The following is a 17,824-nucleotide window of genomic DNA, read 5'->3' on the forward strand; positions in this document are numbered from 1 at the left end:
GCTTGTTAAGTTACAGTCGCGTCCTCCCGGCCATGCGCTATCGTTCCTTGATCGTGATGGCTTAGGAATTCCTGGATCTCACTGTCGGTCGGCGCGGACGAGCCGCCATGACGGGTGACGGAAACGGCCGCCGCGGCGTTCGCGTAGCGCGCCGCTTCGCAGGGCGACAGGCCGCGCGACAATGCGCTGACGAAGGCGCCGATATGCGTATCGCCGGCACCATTGGTGTCGACGGCGCTGACCGCGAAGCCGGGGATCGCGTGCGTGCCGCCTTCTGCCAGCCGCACAAGGCAGCCATGCGCGCCGGCGCGGATCACGACGCCCGCGGCTTTCGGGCAGTGTTCGGCCAGAAGCCGGATCGCGACGGTCTGCGCGTCGCCACGGCCGGCTATTGCGGCGGCCTCGTCGGCGTTGCAGCTCAGCCAAGCGGTGCGGGCAAGCACCCTTTCCAAGATCGGGCGCGGAATCTCCGCGATCACAGGCGTCGGATCGAAGACCACGGGAACTTCCTCCGGCAGCGCGTCGATCCAGGCGGCGAGCGCTTCGCGGCTGCCAGGGTAGCTCAACGTATAGCCGGAGGTGAAAACCCAATCACCCGGAATGACTTGGACGGGCGCCATCATGTCCGGTGTCAGCACGCTCTCTGCGCCCGGCCATGAGACGAAGGTACGTTCCGCATCGCTGCTGATCATGGCGACGCAATTGCCGCTGTCCATCAAGGGTGACGGCGGCGTCAGCGTCTCGATGCCTTCAGCGGCGAAAGCCGCGCGCAGGAAGTCGCCGTCTGCCCCCATGCCAAGCTGTCCGCCGAACACCACCTTCATGCCGGTGCGGCTCGCCGCGACCATCATGTTGAAGCCGCCGCCGGCGACGCGCGAATAGCTCGTCGCGGTCTTTTCGCTGCCCGCCGCCGGAAGAGCGTCGATGCGATAGACATAGTCGACCACCGCGCTGCCGACATGAACGAGGCGCCCGCTCATGCGGCGTCCTCCTTGCCGCCACGGGCCTTCGCCATGCGCGCCGCGACAAGATCATTGGCCAAAGGCTCGACCTCCGCGAGATCGATGCCCTTCAGTCCCGCGATTTGATCTTGCGGCAGGCCCGACAGGCCCGAACAGGCGCCCGCCATGCCGGCGGCGATGGCGCCTATGGTGTCGGTGTCGCCACCGAGATTGGCGCTGATCACTGCCGCTCGCCACGCATCCCCGTTGGCAACCTCCAGCACGGCGAATGCTGCAGGAATCGACTCCTGGCTGGCGACCCCCGTGCCGATCAGGTCAACGATCAACCGGATCGCCTCTTTGTCGCGCTTCCCGCGCACAAGTTCCTGCGCCCAGAGGATGCGTTCGGCGATGTCGCCGCCGGTGACCCAGTGACCGAGCGCGGCACCAAGCTTTGCCGCCGCGACGGCATGGCCGGAAGCAGCGCGCCAGTCGGCGCCCGAAACACCGAGACTGACCGCGGCAGCAACTGCGGCTGCGGAGGCAATCGCAATCGACGTATTGTGCGTAGCCCGGCAGGTTTCCGCGACTTTGAGAACCAGGGCATCGAGCGGCTCCGGGCGGATCATAATGCCGACCGGCGCAATCCGCATCGCGGCGCCGTTGGTGTCGCCAGTTCGCCCCGCTTCTTCCGCCGGCACGCCGTTATTGATGGCGTCGATGGCCCGCTTGGTCGACGGTCCAAGCAGGTCGTAACTGCCACGCGCCTTGACGTCGCGCTCCCAGTCGAGCAGCGCGTTGACCCATCGCGCATGGTCGAAGCGATTCCCGGAGCTGACCAGGATGCGGCCGAGCAGCAGGGCCTGCTCGGTGTCGTCGGTGATGGCACCTGCCGGCAGCCCCTTCGACACCGGATGGTCGACGGCGGGCGCAACGAAACCCTCGACATGGCCATAGAGCTCGGCGATGCGGGCGGGCGACAGAAGCTGTGTCGGCATGCCCAGCGCATCGCCAAGCGCGCCGCCGATCAGCGCGCCCATCGCCCGGTCGATCGCGTCGGCCGCCATGCTCAGAACTCCAGATGCAGCGCGAAATGCGCCGGGTTGAGCAGGCTGGTGACGAATTCGATGGCGCGGCCGTCGGCGGCGCGCGTCAGCCGCCGCGTCCTGAGGAACGGCGTGCCCGGCGCGCAATCGAGGATGGCGGCATCAGCAGCGCTGAGCATCTCGATGTCGACCCACTCCTCGCCATGGTCGGACACCAGCCCTGCCCCGCGCAGCGTCTGGTGCAGCGAGCCTTCGCGAAGCCCGCGCAGCGGCACGTCTTCCAGCTCGGGCGACAGTGGCAGGCGGCTGCGTTCGATCGAGATCGCATGGCCGTCATCGGCATTGGTACGGACGCGATCGACGGCGATGAAAGACGAGCTCTCGACACCGAGCTTTGCCGCGAGCTCGGCATCCTCGATGATCTCGAGCCTAAGCGTCCGGGTTTCGGCATTGGCGCCCGCATTGGCGAGCGCGCGCGACCAGCCGATCGCGTCATCGACCGGCATGCCGTCGAAAGTGACGAAGGACCCGATGCCGACCTTGGTGGTGATGAGGCCGCGGCTTGAAAGCTCTTCCAGCCCTTTGCGAACCGTGTTGCGGCTGACCGAGAAGCGCTGGACGAGCTCGTTCTCGCTCTGCAGGCGTTCGCCAAAGCCGAGCACGCCTGAGCGGATCTCGTGCTCCAGAACCGTCGCGATCTGCTCGGGCTTGCCCGTGCCGGGAGTGAGTTGCGTCGCGCGACGGGCCATATGGATACCTGTTCAATGAACCTGTATAATCCTGTTCATTAGCGTATGTGAGACAAAGCGTCAACGGCCAAGTCCCGCATGTCCCGATTGTTTTGCGCTGCACCTCGTTTGCCTGCAGGCATCCTCATAGTGACGCGAGAGGGGCGCTCTCATATGCTCCGATACGAACCTTCTAATCTCCGGAGCAATGGACGATGGTCAAGTTCCTGCCGCTGAAAAAGGCCGTTGCGGAGACTCTGCACGATGGCGATACGGTCGCCTTCGAGGGCTTCACCCATTTGATCCCGACCGCCGCGGCCCATGAGGCAATCCGCCAGTGCTTTCGCGACCTGACGCTGATCCGCATGACGCCCGACCTGATCTACGATCAGATGATCGGCATGGGCATGGCCAAGAAGATCGTCTTCTCCTATCTCGGCAATCCCGGCGTCGGCCTGCTCAGGCGCGTTCGCGACGCCATCGAGAACGGCTTTCCACGGCCGATCGAGGTCGAGGAGCACAGCCACGCCGGCATGGCCAACGCCTATGAGGCGGGTGCCGCCGGCCTGCCCTGCGCGGTGTTCCGCGGCTATCGCGGCGCAGGCCTTGCCGCCATCAATGCAAACATCAAGTCCATAACCTGCCCGTTTACCGGCGAGGTGCTAGCCGCCGTTCCGGCGATCCGGCCCGACGTCGCCTTCATCCACGCGCAGAAGGCCGACCGCAAAGGCAATGTGCTGGTCGAGGGCATCATCGGCATCCAGAAGGAGGCCGTGCTCGCGGCCAAACGCGCCGTGGTGACGGTCGAAGAAGTGGTCGACAGTTTCGACGATCTGCATCCCAATCTCACCGTGCTGCCCAATTGGACGATCGCGGCAATCTCGATCGTGCCGGGCGGCTCCCATCCCTCCTACACGCATGGCTATTACGAGCGCGACAACTCCGCCTATCTCGAATGGGACGAGATCGCCGCCGACCGCGACCGCTTTCAGGCATGGATGCAGAAGAACGTCATCGAGAGCAGCGCAGACGACTTCGCGGCTCGCGTCGAGCATCTGAGGAAAGCGGCATGAGCGAGAATGATCTGGGCTTCACCCCCAGCGAGATGATGACGATCGCCGCCAGCCGTGCGCTGAAGAACGACGATGTCTGCTTTGTCGGCATCGGGGCGCCGTCGGCCGCCTGCAATGTCGCGCGGCTGACGCATGCGCCCGACATCACACTGATCTACGAGAGCGGCACCATCGGCACCGCGCCCCACGTTTTGCCGCTGTCGATCGGCGACGGCGAATTGTGCGAGACGGCGGTCACCACCGTCGCGGTGCCGGAGATGTTCCGCTACTGGCTGCAGGGCGGCCGCATCACCATCGGCTTCCTTGGCGCCGCCCAGCTCGACAAATTCGGCAACATCAACACTACAGTCATCGGCGACTATGCGCATCCCAAAACGCGGCTGCCCGGCGGCGGCGGCGCGCCGGAAATCGCCACCTCCTCGCGAGAGGTCTACATCACCATGGCGCAGTCGAAGCGCGGCATGGTCGAAAAGATCGACTTCTTCACCTCCTTCGGCCATGGCGAGGGTGGCGACCATCGCAAGCGGCTCGGCATCGACACCGCCGGTCCGACCTTGCTGATCACCGACCTCGCCGTCTGGAAGCCGGACCCTGTCACCAACGAATTCACCGTCATGTCGCTGCATCCCGGCGTCACCCGCGAAGAGGTGCAGGCGACCTGTGGCTGGGAAGCAAAGTTTGCCGAGGCGCTTGACGAGACGCCGGCGCCGACGGAAATCGAGCTGAAGACGTTGCGCGATTTGCAGGCGCGCAGCAAGGCCGCGCATGCAGGTACCGCCAAAGGGAAAGCTGCATAATGACTGATGCCTTCATCTGCGACTATATCCGCACGCCGATCGGCCGTTTCGGCGGCGCGCTGTCCTCGGTGCGAGCCGACGATCTCGCCGCCATTCCGCTGAAAGCGTTGGTCGAGCGCAACCTGGGCGTCGACTGGGCCGCGGTCGACGACGTCGTCTTTGGCTGCGCCAACCAGGCCGGCGAGGACAACCGCAACGTGGCGCGGATGGCGTTGCTGCTGGCCTGCCTTCCCCAGGACATTCCGGGCTCCACGATCAATCGGCTCTGTGGCTCGGGCATGGATGCCGTCACCATCGCCGCCCGGGCCATCAGGGCCGGCGAGGCCGAGCTGATGATTGCCGGCGGGGTGGAATCGATGAGCCGCGCGCCCTTCGTCATGCCGAAGGCCGACACCGCCTTCTCGCGCAATGCCGAGATCTACGACACCACCATCGGCTGGCGCTTCGTCAACCCGCTGATGAAGAAGCAGTACGGCGTCGATTCCATGCCGGAGACCGGCGAGAACGTCGCCGAGGAGTTTTCGGTCAGCAGAGCCGACCAGGACGCCTTTGCCGTGCGCAGCCAGGACAAGGCTGTTGCGGCGCAGGCCAATGGCCGGCTGGCGAAGGAGATCACGCCGGTGGCGATCCCGCAAAAAAAGGGCGAGCCAATCGTCGTCTCGAAGGACGAGCATCCCCGCGCCGGCACGACCATCGAGGCGCTGGCCAAGCTGCCGACGCCGTTCCGCCAGGGCGGCACGGTGACCGTCGGCAATGCCTCCGGCGTCAATGATGGTGCTGCTGCGCTGATCATCGCCTCCGAAGCGGCTGCCAGGAAACATGGCCTGACGCCGATCGCCCGCATTCTCGGCGGTGCTGTTGCCGGCGTCGCGCCGCGCATCATGGGTATCGGTCCCGCGCCGGCAACCAAAAAGCTCTGCGCCCGTCTCGGCTTGAGGCCTGACCAATTCGACGTTGTCGAGTTGAACGAAGCCTTCGCCTCGCAAGGCATTGCCGTGCTGCGCGAACTCGGAATTTCCGAGCAGGCGAAGCATGTGAACCCCAACGGCGGCGCCATCGCGCTCGGTCATCCGCTTGGCATGTCGGGCGCGCGCATCACCGGCACGGCGGCGCTGGAGCTGCGCGAGCGCGGCGGACGCTGCGCTTTGGCCACCATGTGCATCGGCGTTGGCCAGGGCATTGCGATTGCACTGGAACGGGTCTGACGGCTCGGCCCGCTCAGTAAGGCAGGCCGACATAGTTCTCCGCCAGCGCGGTCGAGGCGGCGCTGGAGTGTACGAGATAATTGAGCTCGGCTTCCTGGATGCGCTGACCGAACTCACCCGCCTCGGGGAAGCGGTGAAGGATCGTCGTCATCCACCAGGAGAAGCGCACCGCCTCGCAATCGATGCGATGCGTCGCCCTCGAGCCCGGTCCGGGATCGGTTGGTATTGTTTGCGTCATCGCCCATGGAGATGCTTTCCCTCAGGCAACGACGCGACGAAGGCGCGGATCAGGGCGACGAGCGCGTCGGGCTGCTCGATGCAGGGAATGTGCCCGGCGCCGCGGATCACCTCGAAGCGCGCGCCGGGGATCAGGTCGGCAAGCGAGCGCACGAGATCGGGCGGCGTCGAGCCGTCCTGGTCGCCGACGATGCAGAGCGTCGGCACCGCGATGCGGCGCGCGCTGTCGGTGAAATCCGCGTCGCGAGCCGCCATACACGTGCCGATGTAACCTGGCAGCGCCTGCCTGGTCAGCATGTTGCGGCAACCGGCAAGTTCTGCGACGCGGTTGGCATGAAAATCCGGCGTGAACCACACCTTCATGATGCCATCGGCAATCGCCTCGATGCCGTCACGCTCGACCGTCGCGATGCGGCTGTTCCAGCTCTCGGCGGTACCTATTTTGTGCGCGGTGTCGCTGAGGATCAGCGCTTCGACGAGTTCGGGCCGCCGTGCATAGAACCCCTGCGCGACCATGCCGCCGACCGACAGGCCAAAAAGCACGACCTTCTGGAAGCCGAAGCAATCGATGAGCGCGCTCAGATCGTCGACATGGTCGTCGATCGAGCGCACGCCGCTGCCGATGTCGGAAAGTCCGTGGCCGCGCTTGTCATAGACGAGCATCGGCATCTCACCGGCAAGCCGTGCGACGACATCGTCCCAGATCCGCAAGTCGGTGCCGAGCGAATTGATGAAGATGATCGGGCGCGCAGCAGCCGTCCCGGCGATAAGGCGATGGTGCAACGCAATGCCGCCGATACTGACGAATGGCACGATCTCGATCCTCCAAACCAACATTGCACCAGTTGTCTAGATCGGTAAACCGAGGGCTACTCTGGACGGTGCACGCCGCATTGGATCTTTTGAGGGGGCGTCTGGCGATCCGCCTCCGGGGTCGAGACCAGCAGGGCGGCGGCGGCATTCGCGGCGGCGATGGCGGCCTCGGTGGGCTCGCCGCGAGCAAGCGCAGCCGCAAAGGCACCGACGAATTCGTCACCTGCGCCATGGGTGCTGACCACCTTCACCGGAATGGCAGCGAGCGCAAAGGCGCGGCCATCGCGATCGTGATAGGCGACGCCATCGCCGCCGGCGGTGACGATTGCAGCCGGATAAACGATTGCCAATTGCCGCGCTGCCTCAGCCGCGCCTTCAAGCGTGTCGACGACCGGAATGCCGGCCAGGAACTCCGCCTCTATGGCGTTGGTGATCACGATGTCGACGAGCCCGGTGAGTTCGGCGGGCAGCGGCCGGGCCGGCGCCGCGTTGAGCACGACGCAGCAGCCGTGAGCCTTCGCCGCGCGCGCGGCAGCGATGTTGGCGATTTCCGGCACTTCGTTCTGCAGCAACAGCACCTCAGCCTGCGCGAGCAGACCGGCGGCCGCCGCGACATCCTTTTCGCCGAGTGTCAGATTGCTGCCGGAAACGATCACCGCGCCGTAGTCGCCATCGTCGTCGAAAATGGCAACGCTCATGCCTGATCGGATGCCCGGTTCCACTCGCACGAAGCGGTGCTCGACATTGCTGCGGCTGAGATTGGCGAGGAGCGCGCAGCCAAAATCGTCGTCGCCGACGGCGCCGATCATCGCCGACCTCGCACCCGCACGCGCCGCCGACAGGACCTGATTGCCGCCCTTGCCGCCGCATTTCGGCTGCCATCCGAAACCGGTCACCGTCTCGCCCTTGCGCGGACGATCCGGTGCGTCGACCAGGATGTCGTAATGCAGGCCGCCGAACACGGCCACCAGCCCCGCTGAAGCAACACTCATCCGCGACGATCTTTCATCTGTACTTGTCTCGCCGTTTCGACGTCACTGCCGACATGGTGCGGCCGAGATTGTGCTCCGCCGCCTGGTAGTCGCGCTGCGCCACCGCGACGAACAGCGCATCCAGGATGTTGAGCTGGGCGATACGGGCGGCCGCATTCTCGCCCATCAGCGGCGACCCCCGCGCGGTCGAGCAGAGCACGACATCCGCCTCGGCTGCCAGCGGCGAGTTGGCGTAGTTGGTTATGGCAAGCGTGCGGGCGCCGTTCTTCTTGGCGAGCTGAACGGCATCAATCACCGCGCTGCTGTTGCCGGAATGGGAAAAGCCGACGGCAATGTCTTCGGCGCCGAGGAGCGACGCCGACATGAGCATCATGTGGGAATCGTCGTAAACCGCCGCGCGGACGCCGATCCGCAGGAACTTGTGCGAGACGTCCCGGGCGATCTGAGCCGAGCCGCCGACCTCATTTATCGATCCAGAAATCGCGACTTCTATGGCGTCGGCGGCCCGGTCGAAATCGCCGATGTCAAGGATCGCCAGCGTTTCCTCCAGCGCCTGTATCGAAGTGCGGAAGACCTTTTGCACGATCTCGGCCGAACTGTCGTCGACGGAGAGTTCCCGGTGCATCTCGGCGGTCGGCGAGCGGCTGTATTCGCAGACTGCCGTCCGGAAGTCGCGATAGCCGGAGAAGCCCAGCTTCTTGGCAATCTTCACCACCATCGCCTCGGAGACGCCGGCCTCGTCAGCGATCTCCTTCAAAGGGATCGTCTCGTCGAATCCGCGGCGGCCGAACACGGTTTCCACCACCTTTGCCTCCAGCGGTGTGAGATGCGGCATCATCATGCGGATGCGCGGCCCCACGGCCCGGAGATCCGCGGACGTCATCCTGCAGCTCCGAGCAGGATTTCCTGGACGATAGCCTGCGAGGTAACCGCGTCCTGCCCGTCGAGGGCAGCCGCCAACCGATTGTCCCGCTCCAGCCGCTCGACGACCCGCAACATGCGCTTGACGGTGGCGATGTTGACCTCGCATTCGCGCACCGGGTCGAGACCGGTCATGTCCGGAAAGGTGTCGAAATAGATGGCACCGGCGTAGCCGTCCCTGCGTATCTGGCGCAGCAGCTCGATGGTCTGCAGCGTGTGCACGGCGCCGACCATCAGGCCGTCGTCGCGCTTGGCGTAGCCATCGTTGAGATGAACACCGAGCAACCTGCTGTGACGGGCGACAAGAGCGGCGGCAAAGGCCGGTTGCTCGTCGGCATAAAGAACATGCGCGAAGTCGAGGGTGACGCCGAGATTGGGCAGGCCGGCCTCGCGGATCGCCAGCAACGTGGTCGCGGCATCCGGCATCAGCGAATAAGAACGCGGCTCGTTCGGCTTATATTCGAGACTGATGGCGCAATCGGGGTCATGCGCCGCAACTTCACGAATACCGTCGATTTCGTGTTGCCAAAGTGTCGCGTAGTCGGCCTGGAAAGCGTAGTCGAAACCATCCTGCCCCAGCCACAATGTCATGAGACCGGCGCCGGCCTCTCGCGCCGCGTCGATGCCAGCCTTGGTGAGGTCGATGGCTTCACGCCGCACTGCCGGATCGGGATTGGTGAACGCGCCGAGCTTGAAGGCGGGATTGGAATAGTAGCGCATCGCGAAGCCATTGATGGAAAGCCCGAGATCACCAAGCCTCCGTGCGATTTCCCTGGGGTTTTCACCGATATGGTCGGGAAAGTTGAGGTCGAGATCGGTGAGCCCCTCGACCTTAGCCGCCCGCGCCGCCATCTGCAGCACCGAGGGCTTCCCGGTAAGCCCGGCCCACTCCGCCTCAGGCCGCGAGGCGAAGGAATTGAGACGGGTGGCAAAACGGTGGGATGTCATTTGGAATCCTTGGGATGCCTGAGACTTCACATGAAAAAATGATTTTGTAAAGTTCTCTGGTGAGCTGTGCAGGCTGGTTGCCCTGGTTGGCATGCGCTGATTGTTCTGGCATTACCGGGTTCGAGAACCATTCCGACGGGCAGCAATGACCTCGAAACGCAACGTCCTTTTCATCATGTGCGACCAGCTGCGGTTCGATTATCTGAGCTGCGCCGGGCACAAGAGGCTGACGACGCCGAACATCGACCGGCTCGCCAGCCGCGGCGTGCGTTTCACCAAAGCCTATGTGCAATCGACGGTCTGCGGCCCCTCGCGCATGAGCGCCTATACCGGCCGCTACGTCCGCTCGCACGGCTCGACGCATAATGGCGTGCCGCTCAGGGTCGACGAGCCGACGCTGGGCGACCATCTGCGCGAGGTCGGCGTGCGTTGTGCGCTCATCGGCAAGACACATATGAAGGCCGACGAGGAAGGCATGGAGCGCCTCGGCATCGCCAAGGATTCCGTCATCGGCGTGCGTGTCGCGGAATGCGGCTTCGAGCCGTTCGAGCGCGATGACGGCCTGCACCCCTCGACCAGCTACGACCCCGATCCGGTCTACGACACCTATCTGCGCCAGCACGGCTTCGAGGCCGAAAATCCTTGGGAGCATTGGGCGAATTCCGGCGAAGGCGAGAATGGCGAGAATTTCAACGGCTGGCTGCTCGTCCATGCCGACAAGGCGGCGCGCATTCCGGAGGAGCATTCCGAGACGCCTTACATGACGCGCCGTGCCATGCGCTTCATTGAGGACGCCGAGGCCAAGGGCGAAGCCTGGTGCGCGCATCTTTCCTACATCAAGCCGCACTGGCCCTATATCGTGCCCGCGCCCTACCACGCCATGTACGGCAAGGCGGACATCCAGCCGCCCGTTCGCAGCGAAGCCGAGCGCGTCTCGCCAAACCCGATCTTCGAGGCCTTCCAGCAGGAGCGGTACTCGAAGAACTTCTCGCGCGATGAGGTCCGCGAAACGGTCGTTCCCTGCTACATGGGCCTGATCAAGCAGATCGACGATCAGCTCGGCCATTTGTTCGACTTCATGGAGAAGCGCGGCCTATTCAAGAACACGCTTGTCGTCTTCACTTCTGACCACGGCGACTATCTCGGCGACCATTGGCTCGGCGAGAAATACCTGTTCCACGACGTCGCGGTGAAGGTGCCGATGATCGTCTACGATCCTCGTCCGGAAGCCGACGTCACAAGAGGAACCACGTCGGACGCGCTGGTCGAGATGATCGATCTCGCGCCCACCTTTCTCGATTATTTCGGCGGCAGGCCCAAGCCGCATGTCCTCGAAGGCCGCTCGCTGCTGTCGCTGACTTCGGGTGAGCGGAAGAGCCTGCGCAACTATGCCGTGAGCGAATATGACTACAGCGGCGATGCGGCGCGGCTGAAGCTCGTCATGCCGGTTTCGGGCTGCAAGCTCTACATGATCACCGACGGCCGCTTCAAACTCGTCCATGGTGAAGGTGTCGAGCCGATGTTCTTCGATCTCCAGAACGACCCCGGCGAATTGCGCGACCTCGGCCGCGAGCCGTCGGCCGCCGGCGATATCGAGCGGCTGCGCAAAATGCTGATGCGCTGGCTGGCGCTGCCCAACAACCGCATTACCGTCCCCAACGAGTGGCTGACGGAGATCGACGACAAGGTCGGGCATTTCGACCCGATCATCGGCTCCGGCGTGCTCATCGGCTACTGGGACGAGGCCGAACTCGCCGAACAGCAGGAGGCGCGTCGCCGCTGGCTGACGCGCCGGGGCAAGTAGCTTCGTTACCCGAGTGTCAGCCCCGCCTTCTTCGCTTCGTCGCGCAGGAAGGGCAGCCCCACCTCGATGACGTCGCGCGGGTCTTCCGCCACCGGACGCCATACCGCGAGCCCGCCGGCGATGTCGACGTCGACATGGTTCATGCTTTCGAGCGTGATCGGGCCCGCATAGCCGATGTCGGCGATCGCCTTCATGCAGGCTGCCCAGTTCAGCATGCCGCGCCCCGGCACGCCGCGATTGGCCTCCGACACATGGACATAGCCGAGGAAGGGCGCCGCCGCCTCGAAGCCGGCCGCGAAGCTCTCTTCCTCGATATGCATGTGGTAGGTGTCGAGATGTATGAAGATGTTGTCGGCGCCGATGCGCTCGATGATGCGCGCCGCGTCGACGCCGCGGTTGATCAGATGCGTCTCGTAGCGGTTGCAGGGTTCGATGCCGAGCTTCAGGCTGCGGGCCTTCGCCGACTTTGCCGCCCTTTCGAGGAAGCGGCACATGCCGTCGATCTCCCGCTGCGTCGGCGCCCGGCCGGTGGTCTTGCCGATCGTTCCATAGGTGACGCCGCCGAGCGCCTCGGCGCCCACCTCGTTGCAAACGTTGAAGGCCGGCTGCAGGAAGTCGAGCGCCTCTTCCGGCCGCTCCACCACGTCGAGCGCGCGCGGCAAGCCGAGCGAGGGAATGAGCTGCACGCCATAATGGTTTGCAAAACCGCGCGTGCGCTTGGTGTCGATCTCCTCGGGTCTGAGCAGCGGGATTTCCATGAGGCCGATGCCGAGCTCCTTCAGCCGATCCATCTGCGGCTCGATGCGGGCCAGATCCCAGACCGGGGCGATGGCGAAAGTGTGCAGTCCGAAAACATTCATATCAGCCTCGTTGCTCGTGCGCCGCCGCGGCGGCCGTATCGCCGCCGCCGACGATGCGGCTGACGACTTCGTTCATGTTGGTTTTGGCGGTGACGAGATCGGCATCCGCCCTGCCGTGGCGCAGCACGACGATGCGATCGGTGACCGACAGCACGTCGTTCAGCCGGTGCGAGATCAAAATGACGGCGATGCCTTCAGACTTCAGCCGCCGGATGAGATCGAGCACGCTCTGCACCTCGCGCACGGCGAGCGCCGCCGTCGGCTCGTCCATGATGACGAGCTTCGGGTTGAAGGTGAGCGCCCGCGCGATCGCCACCGTCTGCTGCTGGCCGCCGGAGAAGGAGCCGACGGAACGACTGATCGACGGCAGGTGCGCCCCGAGCCGCTCGATCATCCGCGCAGCCTGCCGATCCATCTCGGTCTTGTCGACAAAGCCGGGGAAGAGGCCGAGCAGCCTTTTCGTCGGCTCTCGGCCAAGGAAGATGTTGGAGGCCACGTCCTGCTGCTTGGCCAAGGACAGATCCTGGTAGATCATCTCGATGCCGAGCCGGCGCCGCTGGCCGGGATCGAGAGCGAGGATGTCCTTGCCGTCGAACTCGATCGAGCCGGTGTCGGCGCGGTAGATGCCGGTGATGGTCTTCATCAGCGTCGACTTGCCGGCGCCGTTGTCGCCGACCAGCCCGACCACCTCGCCGGCCGCGACCGACAGGTCGACGCCATGCAGCACGTCGACCGCCCCGAAGCTTTTGCGGATCTTGTGGAGCGAAAGCAGGGTCATACGCGCGACTCCTTCCGCACCTGATACTGGTCGATGAAGACCGCGAGGATGAGAACCGCGCCGATCGCCATCTGCTGGTAATAGGATTGCACGGCAAGCAGCGTCAGCCCGTTCTGCAGCACGCCCATGATCAGAGCGCCGATCATGGTGCCGAGGATCGAGGCACGGCCGCCGAACAGGTTGGTGCCGCCGATGATCGCCGCGGTGATCGCGGTGAGTTCGTAGTTGATGCCGGCGGTCGGGTCGCCCGCATTGACGCGGGCGGTGAACAAGAGACCGGCAAGCCCGGCAAGCGCGCCGGAGAGCGTGTAGATGATGCGGCGATGCTGCTCGACGCGGATGCCGGCTGCGCGCGCCGCGCCCTCGCTGTCGCCGAGCGCCAAAGTGTGGCGGCCGAAGCGCGTATAGGCAAGCACCGTATGCGCGACGATCGCCGTCAGCACGAAGATGATGACAGGCATCGGAATGCCGAGCGGCCTCCCTTGCCCGATATAGACGATCTCCGGCGGCAGGCCGTAGATCGCCCTGCCCTGCGAGATGACGAGCGCCAGCCCGCGCGCAAGGCCCAGCATGCCGAGCGTTACGATGAAGGCCGGCACGAAGGCGCGGGTGACCAGTTGGCCGTTGATGTAGCCGGCGATACTTCCGGCCAGAATGCAGGCGATCACCGCGAACACCGACGGCCAGCCGAGGTTGACGGCGACGAAGGCCCCCGCCACGCCGGCAAGGCCCATGACCGATCCCAGCGACAGATCGAGCCCACCTGAACCGATGACGAAGGTCGCGGCGATCGCCAGCACGCCGATCGTCGACGTCGCGAGCAGGATGTTGAGGAAATTGCTGAGCGACAGGAAGAAAGGCGACAGAATCGCCATCGCCGCGCTCAGCAGCACAAGCACCAGCAGCGACTCCAGCCTGATGTGGAGCCTCTCGACGGATGCGCGCTGCACCCGAGCCCAAAACCCGGGCTGCGCCGTTTCGGAAGCCATGTTTTGACCCTTCTGGGTAGGGGACTAGGGGAATAGGGAAGTCAGCGGGAGAGAGCCGGGTCTGGGAAGTGCAAACCTTCCTCCTCCTACCCCCTACTACTGACCTACTCCCCTACTGACCTGCTCCCCTAGTCCCTTCTCTTGCTACTTCACATATTGCAGCATCGGCTCCTTGCCGGCGTCGAGCACGTCCTTGGTCAGCACCAGGGTGGGCACCGCGATGCTTTCCTCGACCTTCTCGCCGGCCAGCGCCTTCTTGACGTTCTCGACCGCCTGCTTGCCGACGAGATAGGGAAGCTGCGCGACGGAAGCGTTCAGGCGGCCTTCCTTGATCGACTTCACCGCGTCGATGTTGCCGTCCACGCCGATGATCGTCACCTGCTCGCCTTTGCCGGCGGCGTAGACCGATTCAACGGCGCCCAACGCCATGCCGTCGTTGGCGCAGAAGATGGCAACCAGATCGGGATGCGCCGTCAGTGTGTCGGTGGCGATCGAGGCGGCCTTGCCGCGATCCCAATCGCCCGGCAGCGAGGCGACCACCTCGAGCCCCGGCGCCAGTTCCTTGAGCTTGTCGGCAAAGCCCTTGGCGCGCTTCTCGCCGGTGATGTTGCCTGAGAGACCCTCGATCACCAGCACCGGACCCTTGGCGTCCTTGCCAAGCTTGGAGACGAGATATTCGGCCCCTTGCGCACCCGCGGCGACGTTGTCGGAACCGATATGGAAGGTAACCTTGACGCCTTCCTTGTCGAGAACCGCCTGGTCAAGATTGTTGTCGAGATCGACGATCTTGATGCCGGCATCCTGCGCCGATTTCAGGCAGGGCAAGAGGTTGGTCGAGTTGATGGCGGCGGTGATCATCGCCACCGGCTTGCGCTCGAGCATCGTGTTGCAGAGGTTGAGCTGCGGCTCGGCCGCCTGGTCGCTTTCGGCCGCCTGCTGGAAGTATTTCACGCCGGCCTCCTTGGCGCCGTCGGCGACGCCCTGCGCCATCGCGCCCCAGAACGGATTGGCCAAGGTCTTCATCAGCACGCCATATTCGCCGTCCTCGGCCTTAGCAGCGCCGACCGCGGCAAACGTAAGCGCTACGCCCAACGCGAGAGTAAATCGATTTATCTTTGTGGAAAGCGATGTCATTCCGTCCTCCGTTTGTTTGCGCCGGATGCCTCGGCCAGGGCCGGCACTCTTCTTCCGTTGTCGACATGGGGGTTATTGTCGGTCTCCTCCCCCGGAATGCGGGACGCTGCCTGGCGAGCCAACGGATTCCCGCATGAACACCTTGCAAGGTTCGAGCCGCGCCCTCGGCGGGCCGCGCTCGCCTTCGATCCTGCGAAACAAAACCTCCATTGCGTTGGCGGCGATCTCGCGCACCGGCTGCACCACCGCGGCGATCGCCGGCCACGTCACCTGCATCCATTCGGCGTCGTCGAAGCCGACCAGCGAGATGTCGTTTGGGCAGTGCCAGCCGCGCCGCCGAAACTCCGAAAGCGCCACCAGCGTGCCCTTCAGGAAGAGCGAATAGACCGCCGTAGGCCTGTCGCCGCCGTCTTCCCGCTGGCTGAAATAATCGCGAAGCAGCGTCCGCAAAGGCCCGACATCGCTTTCGCAGAGTACGACGTCGATCCGGATGTCGGGCGCAAGCTCAAGCGCCATCTTGCGAAACCCTTCGAGCCGGGCGCGCACGGTCGCCGCCTGCTGGCCGAGACCGACCACAAGAACATGACGATGGCCCTGGCTGACCAGCGCGCGCGCCACTTCGGCGCTTGCCGCAGCGCTGTCGGCCGAAACCGTGTCGAAGGCGTCATCGGCAAGCACGCGGTCAATCAGCACCCCTGTCATGCCGTTCGCTTTCATGAAACCAGCCGCCGGTCCGTGCTCGTTTCGCACCGGCGCCAGTACGACGCCGGCAACGCGCCAGTCATGCATGCGGGCGAGGATCTCCTTCTCACGTTGCTCCGATTCCCGGCTGGAGGCGGCGACCAGCGTATAGCCGCGTTGCTCGGCGAGGCCTTCGAGCTCGCTCACCATCTGGCCGAAGAACTCGCTTTCGAACTCCGGCATGATGGCGCCGATGATGCGACGCTTGGCCCTGCGCATATCCGAGGCGAGCGGATCGACGCGGTAGCCCAGAAGCTCGACGGCATCGAGGACGCGCTGCGCGTTTTCCGGTTTTACCGTGGTGACGCCGGAAAGAACCTTGGAAACAGTGGCCGCCGACACGCCCGCCTGGCTTGCCACATCGTGGATCGACGCGCGCCGCTGCTGGGCCTGCTGTTGCGCCATTAATCTTCTCCCGGAGGCGAGTGGTCGCCCTCTCGTTAACATAATCGATAAATCGATTTTTCGCTGTTGTAAATCGTTTCATCGGGAGTAAAAACGCTGATATGATTGATGCGATCCAATCGCGCCGGGAGGAAAATCATGTCCAACAAAGCCTCGCCGCTGGTGATCAGCGCACCCGAACCGCGCACGCTCGACCTGATCTTCACGCCGCCGCAGCTGGCGCGCTTCCGCAAAAGATATCGCATCGTCGAGACAACGCCGGAAGGCGTCTCGGAGTTGCCGACAGATGTGCTGGCCGAAGCCCGCTACATCGTCGGCCAGCCGCCGATCACCCCTCAGACGCTGGAGAGGTTGAAAGCGCTGCGCTGCATCTTCAACGTCGAGACCAATCTCATCAACAACATGCCCTATGAGACGCTGTTTGCCCGCGGCATTCACGTCGTCACCACCGGCCTGGTGTTCGCGGAGCCGGTGGCGGAACTCGGCCTTGCCATGGCGCTAAACTTGGCGCGCGGCATCGTCGATGCCGACCTCGCCTTCCGGCAAGGCGAGGAACTATGGGGCGGCGACGGCAACCAGACGGCGCGACTCCTCTCAGGTTCGGATGTCGGCATCATCGGCTTCGGCGATCTTGGCCGCGCTCTCAATCGGCTGCTGACCGGCTTCCGCACGCGCACCAAGGTCTTCGATCCCTGGCTGCCGCCTTCCGTGCTGGTGGAGCATGGCGTCGAGCCGGCCTCGCTCGACAAGGTGCTGTCGGAAAGCGATTTCGTTTTCGTCGTCGCCTCGGTGACCAGCGAGAACCAGGGTTTTCTCGGCGCCGACGCTTTCGCCAAGATGCGCCAGGGCGCCGCCTTCATCCTGCTCAGCCGCGCCGGCGTCGTCGATTTCCCGGCGCTGATGGAAGCGGTCAAAAGCGGCCATGTCGTTGCGGCCAGCGACGTGTTTCCCGAGGAGCCGCTGGCCAAGAACCACCCGGTGCGCTCGCTTTCCGGCTTTCTGCGCTCGGCACACCGCGCCGGCGCGCTCGACGTTGCCTTCAAGCGCATGGGCGACATGGTGCTGGAGGACATGGACCTCGTCGATCGCGGTCTGCCGCCGATGCGCTCCAAGCGCGCCGAGCGAGAGACCGTTTCGCGGATGCGCTCCAAGCCGGTCGACAGGAACTGATCGCGCCTCGTCGCCTGGAACATTAGCGTTCCTGCTACTGATTGCCGCCCTGAGTGTAATGCAACCAAAATTAACGGCCGGACCACGGAGAGTTTCGGCCCTCTCAGGACCATTTTTTTTCAGAATTTTTTTCTGCATTTCACGGGAATAGAGGAACTTTGATCCGGACCTTCCGTTGATGACACGATCGTTTCTCGAACGATCCAGAGAAACAGGAGGTTTATGTCATGAACATCAAGATG

At 64.4% G+C, this 17,824-nt stretch carries 17 protein-coding genes and 1 pseudogene; 5 read left to right on the plus strand and 13 right to left on the minus strand.

From position 1 onward, the window contains the following. Positions 1-5: 5 nt before the first annotated feature. Genes EOA75_RS05405 through EOA75_RS05415 form a run of 3 tightly spaced genes read right to left on the minus strand, consistent with a single transcriptional unit; the run spans position 6 to position 2,736 of the window. Positions 6-980 carry a PfkB family carbohydrate kinase gene (locus tag EOA75_RS05405; RefSeq protein ID WP_127323791.1) on the minus strand — a complete coding sequence of 325 codons (975 nt, stop codon included), beginning with the start codon at positions 978-980 and terminating at the stop codon, positions 6-8. Beyond that, positions 977-2,008, minus strand: coding sequence for an ADP-ribosylglycohydrolase family protein (locus EOA75_RS05410; protein ID WP_127323792.1), 1,032 nt, complete (start codon positions 2,006-2,008; stop codon positions 977-979). The genes EOA75_RS05405 and EOA75_RS05410 overlap by 4 nt, the downstream gene beginning before the upstream one ends. 2 nt (positions 2,009-2,010) lie before the next feature. Further along, the gene (locus tag EOA75_RS05415) at positions 2,011-2,736 is read right to left on the minus strand and encodes a GntR family transcriptional regulator (protein ID WP_127216186.1); all 726 of its coding nucleotides are present in this window, start codon (positions 2,734-2,736) and stop codon (positions 2,011-2,013) included. Positions 2,737-2,930: 194 nt separating this feature from the next. Here EOA75_RS05415 and EOA75_RS05420 point away from each other — a divergent pair, with 194 nt between their 5' ends. The 3 genes from EOA75_RS05420 to pcaF are packed head-to-tail and all read left to right on the plus strand — an operon-like array spanning position 2,931 to position 5,790. Continuing rightward, on the plus strand, positions 2,931-3,788 hold the full coding sequence (locus tag EOA75_RS05420) for a CoA transferase subunit A (RefSeq protein WP_127216185.1): 858 nt from the start codon (positions 2,931-2,933) through the stop codon (positions 3,786-3,788). Beyond that, positions 3,785-4,585, plus strand: a complete 801-nt coding sequence (locus EOA75_RS05425; protein WP_127323793.1) for a CoA-transferase subunit beta — start codon at positions 3,785-3,787, stop codon at positions 4,583-4,585. Before EOA75_RS05420 ends, EOA75_RS05425 begins: the two co-directional genes overlap by 4 nt. Next, positions 4,585-5,790 carry a 3-oxoadipyl-CoA thiolase gene (gene pcaF / locus EOA75_RS05430; RefSeq protein ID WP_127323794.1) on the plus strand — a complete coding sequence of 402 codons (1,206 nt, stop codon included), beginning with the start codon at positions 4,585-4,587 and terminating at the stop codon, positions 5,788-5,790. Before EOA75_RS05425 ends, pcaF begins: the two co-directional genes overlap by 1 nt. 13 nt (positions 5,791-5,803) lie before the next feature. Here the strand turns inward: pcaF and EOA75_RS05435 are convergent. From EOA75_RS05435 to EOA75_RS05455, 5 genes and pseudogenes are all read right to left on the minus strand, one after another. Next, positions 5,804-5,965: pseudogene (locus tag EOA75_RS05435) on the minus strand (4-hydroxybenzoate 3-monooxygenase); the annotation flags it as partial. 59 nt (positions 5,966-6,024) lie between these two features. Beyond that, positions 6,025-6,840, minus strand: coding sequence for a 3-oxoadipate enol-lactonase (pcaD, locus tag EOA75_RS05440; RefSeq protein ID WP_127323795.1), 816 nt, complete (start codon positions 6,838-6,840; stop codon positions 6,025-6,027). A 56-nt stretch (positions 6,841-6,896) separates the two neighbouring features. Continuing rightward, positions 6,897-7,832, minus strand: coding sequence for a PfkB family carbohydrate kinase (locus EOA75_RS05445; protein WP_127323796.1), 936 nt, complete (start codon positions 7,830-7,832; stop codon positions 6,897-6,899). A 13-nt stretch (positions 7,833-7,845) separates the two neighbouring features. After that, positions 7,846-8,715 (minus strand): MurR/RpiR family transcriptional regulator, encoded by an 870-nt coding sequence (locus EOA75_RS05450; RefSeq protein ID WP_127323797.1) that lies wholly within the window; start codon positions 8,713-8,715, stop codon positions 7,846-7,848. After that, positions 8,712-9,701 carry a sugar phosphate isomerase/epimerase family protein gene (locus tag EOA75_RS05455; protein WP_127323798.1) on the minus strand — a complete coding sequence of 330 codons (990 nt, stop codon included), beginning with the start codon at positions 9,699-9,701 and terminating at the stop codon, positions 8,712-8,714. Before EOA75_RS05455 ends, EOA75_RS05450 begins: the two co-directional genes overlap by 4 nt. 145 nt (positions 9,702-9,846) lie before the next feature. On the opposite strand from EOA75_RS05455, the gene EOA75_RS05460 reads away from it, so the two are divergent. Further along, entirely contained in the window at positions 9,847-11,505 is a 1,659-nt protein-coding gene (locus EOA75_RS05460) for a sulfatase-like hydrolase/transferase (protein WP_127323799.1), read from the plus strand. A 5-nt stretch (positions 11,506-11,510) separates the two neighbouring features. Here EOA75_RS05460 and EOA75_RS05465 read toward each other — a convergent pair whose 3' ends face one another. From EOA75_RS05465 to EOA75_RS05485, 5 genes are all read right to left on the minus strand, one after another. Further along, positions 11,511-12,365, minus strand: a complete 855-nt coding sequence (locus EOA75_RS05465) for a sugar phosphate isomerase/epimerase family protein (RefSeq protein ID WP_127323800.1) — start codon at positions 12,363-12,365, stop codon at positions 11,511-11,513. 1 nt (position 12,366) lies between these two features. Then, on the minus strand, positions 12,367-13,143 hold the full coding sequence (locus EOA75_RS05470; RefSeq protein ID WP_066992195.1) for an ATP-binding cassette domain-containing protein: 777 nt from the start codon (positions 13,141-13,143) through the stop codon (positions 12,367-12,369). Then, positions 13,140-14,132, minus strand: coding sequence for an ABC transporter permease (locus EOA75_RS05475; RefSeq protein WP_067328839.1), 993 nt, complete (start codon positions 14,130-14,132; stop codon positions 13,140-13,142). Before EOA75_RS05475 ends, EOA75_RS05470 begins: the two co-directional genes overlap by 4 nt. Before the next feature lie 144 nt (positions 14,133-14,276). Further along, positions 14,277-15,266: a substrate-binding domain-containing protein gene (locus EOA75_RS05480; protein WP_127323801.1), complete on the minus strand. Its 990-nt coding sequence runs from the start codon at positions 15,264-15,266 to the stop codon at positions 14,277-14,279. Between the two features lie 72 nt (positions 15,267-15,338). Then, on the minus strand, positions 15,339-16,412 hold the full coding sequence (locus tag EOA75_RS05485) for a LacI family DNA-binding transcriptional regulator (protein WP_127239830.1): 1,074 nt from the start codon (positions 16,410-16,412) through the stop codon (positions 15,339-15,341). Between the two features lie 138 nt (positions 16,413-16,550). Here EOA75_RS05485 and EOA75_RS05490 point away from each other — a divergent pair, with 138 nt between their 5' ends. Next, entirely contained in the window at positions 16,551-17,582 is a 1,032-nt protein-coding gene (locus EOA75_RS05490; protein WP_127323802.1) for a hydroxyacid dehydrogenase, read from the plus strand. Positions 17,583-17,824 lie beyond the last annotated feature (242 nt).

Source organism: Mesorhizobium sp. M1A.F.Ca.IN.022.07.1.1 (assembly GCF_003997575.1).
Lineage (GTDB): Bacteria > Pseudomonadota > Alphaproteobacteria > Rhizobiales > Rhizobiaceae > Mesorhizobium.

What these genes read in the sequence shown, in the direction of transcription:
- pcaF (WP_127323794.1), top strand. Translation starts at nt 4,585, where the DNA reads ATGACTGATGCCTTCATCTGCGACTATATCCGCACGCCGATCGGCCGT.
- EOA75_RS05425 (WP_127323793.1), top strand. Translation starts at nt 3,785, where the DNA reads ATGAGCGAGAATGATCTGGGCTTCACCCCCAGCGAGATGATGACGATC.
- EOA75_RS05415 (WP_127216186.1), bottom strand. Translation starts at nt 2,736, where the DNA reads ATGGCCCGTCGCGCGACGCAACTCACTCCCGGCACGGGCAAGCCCGAG.
- EOA75_RS05405 (WP_127323791.1), bottom strand. Translation starts at nt 980, where the DNA reads ATGAGCGGGCGCCTCGTTCATGTCGGCAGCGCGGTGGTCGACTATGTC.
- EOA75_RS05450 (WP_127323797.1), bottom strand. Translation starts at nt 8,715, where the DNA reads ATGACGTCCGCGGATCTCCGGGCCGTGGGGCCGCGCATCCGCATGATG.
- EOA75_RS05460 (WP_127323799.1), top strand. Translation starts at nt 9,847, where the DNA reads ATGACCTCGAAACGCAACGTCCTTTTCATCATGTGCGACCAGCTGCGG.
- EOA75_RS05490 (WP_127323802.1), top strand. Translation starts at nt 16,551, where the DNA reads ATGTCCAACAAAGCCTCGCCGCTGGTGATCAGCGCACCCGAACCGCGC.
- EOA75_RS05445 (WP_127323796.1), bottom strand. Translation starts at nt 7,832, where the DNA reads ATGAGTGTTGCTTCAGCGGGGCTGGTGGCCGTGTTCGGCGGCCTGCAT.
- EOA75_RS05470 (WP_066992195.1), bottom strand. Translation starts at nt 13,143, where the DNA reads ATGACCCTGCTTTCGCTCCACAAGATCCGCAAAAGCTTCGGGGCGGTC.
- EOA75_RS05410 (WP_127323792.1), bottom strand. Translation starts at nt 2,008, where the DNA reads ATGGCGGCCGACGCGATCGACCGGGCGATGGGCGCGCTGATCGGCGGC.
- EOA75_RS05475 (WP_067328839.1), bottom strand. Translation starts at nt 14,132, where the DNA reads ATGGCTTCCGAAACGGCGCAGCCCGGGTTTTGGGCTCGGGTGCAGCGC.
- EOA75_RS05420 (WP_127216185.1), top strand. Translation starts at nt 2,931, where the DNA reads ATGGTCAAGTTCCTGCCGCTGAAAAAGGCCGTTGCGGAGACTCTGCAC.
- EOA75_RS05480 (WP_127323801.1), bottom strand. Translation starts at nt 15,266, where the DNA reads ATGACATCGCTTTCCACAAAGATAAATCGATTTACTCTCGCGTTGGGC.
- EOA75_RS05455 (WP_127323798.1), bottom strand. Translation starts at nt 9,701, where the DNA reads ATGACATCCCACCGTTTTGCCACCCGTCTCAATTCCTTCGCCTCGCGG.
- EOA75_RS05465 (WP_127323800.1), bottom strand. Translation starts at nt 12,365, where the DNA reads ATGAATGTTTTCGGACTGCACACTTTCGCCATCGCCCCGGTCTGGGAT.
- EOA75_RS05485 (WP_127239830.1), bottom strand. Translation starts at nt 16,412, where the DNA reads ATGGCGCAACAGCAGGCCCAGCAGCGGCGCGCGTCGATCCACGATGTG.